Origin of the sequence: Aliikangiella maris, from assembly GCF_040719265.1 — a bacterium.
GTDB lineage: Bacteria > Pseudomonadota > Gammaproteobacteria > Enterobacterales > Kangiellaceae > Aliikangiella > Aliikangiella maris.
On sequence record NZ_JBFDAH010000095.1, the window covers coordinates 1 to 1,795 of the forward strand.

At 41.4% G+C, this 1,795-nt stretch carries 2 protein-coding genes and 1 pseudogene; 1 reads left to right on the forward strand and 2 read right to left on the reverse strand.

What is annotated here, in order from left to right; genetic code table 11:
• Positions 1-398 (reverse strand): annotated as a pseudogene (locus tag ABVT42_RS22200) (transposase); the annotation flags it as partial.
• Positions 399-607: 209 nt separating this feature from the next.
• A complete protein-coding gene (locus tag ABVT42_RS22205) occupies positions 608-1,579 on the reverse strand; it encodes an alpha-amylase family glycosyl hydrolase (RefSeq protein ID WP_353898169.1) in 972 nt (323 codons plus the stop codon).
• 81 nt (positions 1,580-1,660) lie between these two features.
• Here ABVT42_RS22205 and ABVT42_RS22210 point away from each other — a divergent pair, with 81 nt between their 5' ends.
• Positions 1,661-1,792 (forward strand): hypothetical protein, encoded by a 132-nt coding sequence (locus tag ABVT42_RS22210; protein WP_367024524.1) that lies wholly within the window; start codon positions 1,661-1,663, stop codon positions 1,790-1,792.
• The last annotated feature ends 3 nt before the right edge of the window (positions 1,793-1,795 follow it).

Consider the following 1,795-nt stretch of genomic DNA (forward strand, 5'->3'; position numbering starts at 1 on the left):
AGCTGTGCCTTCCAGGCAATATCGATAATGGTTTTGCTCAAGCCTTCTTGACGAATTTGTAGGTCATGAGAGATATTGGCTGGGTAGCGATAACAATGCGCCCCCTCGGTGGGTAATCGTCTTGCTCGACCATTACCGCATTTTGTAATACTGCCGACTTTTCGTCTGCCGCCGCTGGAGTGTTCGCCCGGAACTACCCCGACATAACTCATTAATTTTCTCGGGTGGTCGAATCGGGTTAAATCACCCAGCTCGGCGATGACACCCGCAGCAACCAATAAACGAACACCGCGCATGGCTTGAATCGCTTTAACAACAGGATAATAGCGCCAGCGTTTCACTTGGTGAACTAACTCGTTGTCCAGTCTTTCCAGTCTCGCTATTCGCTCAGTGACGGTTTGANCAATAGTTACAGACAGTCACTTTTCTACTCAAAGATTTTAAACAAGAACAACCAAAGCGTTGTGAGAGAGTCAGGCTTGATTATCATTAACTATGATTAAACGAATGGCAGAAATTGGCATTGTTTTTTGAAATTGCTGAATTAAGAGCAGCCGAAGCCGCCATCGGTGTGGCTAGCGAACCGTTTGGTTTTTATATTTTCATTTTAGACAGTGCTAAAAAGTTTCTGTAATTGTTTACTCCCTTGAATCCATTGCTGTTCTAGTTGCATCACCTTAGCTTTAATCGAATGAATACAACCAACAAATCGACCATAATTGGTACCGTAATGTTTAATCTGGCTGAGCCAGTGAGACTGATTGATATTCAACTCGGCTAATACCGATTGAATATGAGAAGGCATTACGGTTTTATTCGGATAAACAATATTTTTTCCTGTCCATTCGACCAGCTCAATATAATCTCTGAGTTTCAAATTTAAACAACGTGTTTTTATGTTTCCTGCCATTGAAATGACGGCCCGATTAAGTTGTTTAGCGGTCATTGTGTTAACCCGTTTTTTAATACTGGTGTGCTCACTGTTTTGCAACGACTCACTCATTCCTGCACGAATAGGGTTTAAATCCACATAAGCCATACAAGCGAGCGCAGCAGACTCATCCAGTAGTGCTTGTGAAGTAAATCGAGACTCCCAGAAATGTCCTTTACAACCGTCTTCTAAATTGGCTAATCGAGCCAAAGGTTCATTTAACCGTCGCATTAACCAGGATATATCCCCTAATCGTTTTCGATAGGTGGCTAATAAATCTTTATCATTAACAATCGCCTGTAAACGTAACTGGCGTTGTTGCTGGAATTCTGGTTTATCAAGTTTACCAGGAAAAACCTTTAACCAACGCTCTGCAACCGTTAAATCTGACCATTGCTCAGGGGCTTTAGGATTGGAGTAAACCACTAAGTGGTAATGATTACTCATTACAGCATAGGCGTAGACTTCAATGGCAAATATATCTGCCAATTGAAGAATACGGTTTTCAATCCATTGACGGCGATGTTCATAGTTAATCCCTGTCTCGGCATCAAATCCACAGAGAAAGCTTCGTCGTACACAGCGAGAGGTTAAGTGATAATAACCGGGATTTTCGGAGTCAATTTGTTGTTTTCTGGGAATAGCCATTTATCATCCTTGATAAATTGAAAGGAGAGTTATTGTTACAAATCGCAAGGTGTTATTGAATCAGTAATCGATGATAAAGCCATGCAGCAATTAACCGTTGAGTATGTAGTCGTCCCTGAAAAAAGAAAAACTCATCAATTTTCTCTCAAGGAAATGCACGTTGAAGCGCTTTTATCATTGAGTTTAACGCAACAAATCTCGTCAGGCGATTAAGCA